Annotated in this window: 4 protein-coding genes; 1 reads left to right on the forward strand and 3 read right to left on the reverse strand. The window is 57.0% G+C overall.

Annotation, left to right across the window (positions count from 1 at the left end; translation table 11 throughout):
- A partial coding sequence (locus tag VEI96_08500; protein HXX58023.1) for a hypothetical protein occupies positions 1-478 on the reverse strand: 478 nt, incomplete at its 3' end.
- A gap of 247 nt (positions 479-725) precedes the next feature.
- Here VEI96_08500 and speD point away from each other — a divergent pair.
- Positions 726-1,133, forward strand: a complete 408-nt coding sequence (gene speD / locus VEI96_08505; protein HXX58024.1) for an adenosylmethionine decarboxylase — start codon at positions 726-728, stop codon at positions 1,131-1,133.
- A gap of 3 nt (positions 1,134-1,136) precedes the next feature.
- Here speD and VEI96_08510 read toward each other — a convergent pair whose 3' ends face one another.
- Together VEI96_08510 and gap are read right to left on the reverse strand one after the other, a co-directional pair.
- Positions 1,137-2,369, reverse strand: a complete 1,233-nt coding sequence (locus tag VEI96_08510; GenBank protein ID HXX58025.1) for a phosphoglycerate kinase — start codon at positions 2,367-2,369, stop codon at positions 1,137-1,139.
- 8 nt (positions 2,370-2,377) lie between these two features.
- On the reverse strand, positions 2,378-3,169 hold a 792-nt coding region (gap, locus tag VEI96_08515; GenBank protein ID HXX58026.1), incomplete at its 5' end, for a type I glyceraldehyde-3-phosphate dehydrogenase.

Genomic DNA, 3,169 nt, shown 5'->3' on the forward strand with positions numbered 1-3,169 from the left:
TCGACGGCCGCCTGGCGGCCTCAATCAGTCTTGCAACCACCAGCACCACCAGAAAGGTATTCGCCGCATGGATTATGTTGTTTGTCAGGTGATGCCCCACAGGATTCAGTCCCCAGATCGCATAATCAAGAGCGTGGGATATCCACGTGAGGGGATGCCAATTGGCCTGATAGAATTCGGAAAAAGCCCATCTGATAAGATCCCAGTCAAATGAACGGATATAGGGATTATTGTACACATACGTTTTGTCATCCCACTCCCTGATGAAGCCGTTGCGAAGAGATGAAAGATATACCAAGAATGTAATGACGGATGCAAAAGAGGCGGTAAGGAGCACGTGGCGCCCGTTTCTCAGGCCGCGGGCGAGCGCCTCTTCTGATGACTTGCTGTCACGGGCGGCGGCTGAATGCCCCGAAATGCTCTCGCCGGTGGAGATGCTGCGCGAAGCGTCTTTGCTCTTCCTTAACGACTTTCCCATGGGCTGTAGGATATCACACTCCTCGTGATTTCGTTTTCGCGCATGCCGCTTTTATTTGAGGCCGGTCCTTCACGCGATGGCACATGCGCACCGGTCTGCGCGGGACGGAAATTCTCACCGCATGTTCGATGTTTTTACGGATGTTCCCGAAAATTTTTCTTGACAAACTATGTCCATTTAGGGTATTTTTTTAATTCAAAGAGGGAGTGATTCGCTCCTTATGTTCTCCTGGAAGGGGGGTAGAGATTTGTATGCTTTAGGTGCCCATCTTTTGGTGGAATTGAAGGATTGCAACCCTGCAATTCTCAGGAGTCTCGAAGAGGTTCGGGACGCTCTGGTCTCTGCAGCAAAGGAAGCAAAGGCCACGATCGTAGATATTTCCTTCCATGAATTCAGTCCCTTCGGAATCAGCGGTATGGTAGTCATAGCAGAGTCACATCTGTCTATTCATACATGGCCGGAGTATGGCTATGCTGCGGTTGATATTTTCACGTGTGGCGACGTAATCAAGCCTGAGGTGGCTGCCGCCTATCTTATCGGGCGGTTCGAGAGCAAGAGCCCGTCTATCGTGGAAATGAAACGGGGGATCCTCTCACACGAGAACATCAAGCTGCCTCACAAGTGCACCGGCGACACGGAGCTGCAGGTAGCGTAACCGCTACTCCTTCTTGTCGGTGAGGGCAGCGATGCCCGGCAGTTCCTTCCCTTCGAGCAGCTGGAGGGATGCCCCGCCACCCGTGGAGATAAAGGATATCGAATCCGAGACGCCGGCCTTGTGGACCGCAAGGTCGGTGTCTCCACCACCCGCGATGGTGAGGGCGTAGGCGTCCGCCACCGAGTGGGCGATTGCATAGGTTCCCCGCGAAAAGGCATCGATCTCAAACACTCCCATCGGTCCGTTCCAAATGATCGTCTTCGCGTCCTGGATCGCCTCCGAGAAGAGTCTCACCGACGCGGGGCCGATGTCGAGGGCACGCCAGCCCTTCGGAATCTCCTGGGTCGTCACGATCTTCGTTTCCGCTCCCGGCTCCATGCTCTGGGCGATGACGCAGTCAACGGGCAGGTAGAACTTCACGTTGTTCCTGATCAGCTTCTCGCGGATGGTGTTCGCGAAATCGAGCATTTCGCCCTCCACGAGGGAGTCCCCGATCTCGTAGCCCATGGCGCGGATAAAAGTGAACGCCATCCCGCCGCCGACGATGACCTTGTTCACCTTGTCGACGAGGTTCTCGAGCACACCGATCTTTCCGGAGACCTTCGCGCCCCCGAGGATCGAGACGAAGGGCCGAATCGGGTTCAGGACGGCGCCCTTCAGATACTCGATCTCTTTTTTCAGAAGGAAGCCCGCGGCCGAGGGGAGGAACTTCGTGATGCCGACGACGGAGGCGTGCGCGCGGTGCGCGGCGCCGAAGGCGTCGTTCACGTAAAAGTCCGCGAGGCGGGAGAGGGCCCTGGCGAAGTCCTCGCCGTTCTTCTCCTCCCCGGGATGGAACCTCAGGTTCTCGATAAGGAGGACGTCGCCGTCCTTCATCTTCGCGATGATGTTCTCGACCTTCGGGCCGATGCAGTCCTCCGCAAAGATAACTTCCTTGTCGAGGAGCCTCTGGAGTCTCTTCGCCACGGGGGCCATGCTGAACCTCGGATCGGGCTTGCCCTTCGGCCTGCCGAGATGGGAGGCGAGAATGACCTTTGCGCCCTCGTCGATCGCGTAGTTGATCGTCGGGAGGGTCGAGCGGATCCTGCGGTCGTCGGTGATCTTCAGGTTCTCGTCGATCGGTACGTTGAAATCCGCACGGATGAAGACCCTCTTGCCCTTCACGGAGAGGTCCTCGATCGTGAGCTTCGAGAGAATGTCGGTCGGCACCGCCGGATTACCGTTTCTTCTTGCCATGGGTCACCTCACTTCGTGAGATAGAGAATAAGGTCCCTGAGACGGCTGCTGTAACCCCATTCGTTGTCGTACCAGGAAATGACCTTCACCATCCGGCTCTCCATGACCTTGGTAAGGGTCGCATCGAATATCGAGGAATGGGGGTTGCCGTTGAAATCCACGGAGACAAGCGGCGCGTCCACATACTGGAGAACGCCTTTCATGGCGCCCTCTGCGGATTTCTTCATCGCCGCGTTTACGTCATTGACGGTCACGTCCTTCTGCAGTTCCGCCACGAGGTCCACGACCGAGACGTTCGGCGTGGTGACCCTCATCGCGAACCCATCAAGTTTGCCCTTCAGTTCCGGAAGAACGAGTCCGATCGCTTTTGCCGCGCCGGTGGTCGAGGGGATCATCGAGAGGGCGGCTGCGCGGGCCCTTCTCAGGTCCTTATGGGGAAGATCGAGGATCCTCTGATCGTTGGTGTAGGAGTGAACCGTGGTCATCAGTCCGCGGATGATGCCGAACTCCTTATGGAGCACCTTTGCGACGGGGGCGAGACAGTTTGTGGTGCACGACGCATTCGAGATGATCCGGTGCTTCGAGGGGTCGAGGGTCTCTTCATTGATCCCGAGGCAGACGGTGATGTCGGGGTCTTTTGCGGGCGCCGAGATGATCACCCATTTCGCTCCTGCATCGAGGTGCTTCGCGGCCTTTTCCCCGTCGGTGAAGAAGCCCGTGGATTCAATGACGAGATCGACGCCGAGCGCCTTCCAGGGAAGGTTCTCCGGGGATTTCTCCGCCGAGACCCTGATCTCTTT

This window comes from Thermodesulfovibrionales bacterium (genome assembly GCA_035622735.1).
Taxonomy (GTDB): Bacteria; Nitrospirota; Thermodesulfovibrionia; order Thermodesulfovibrionales; family UBA9159; genus DASPUT01.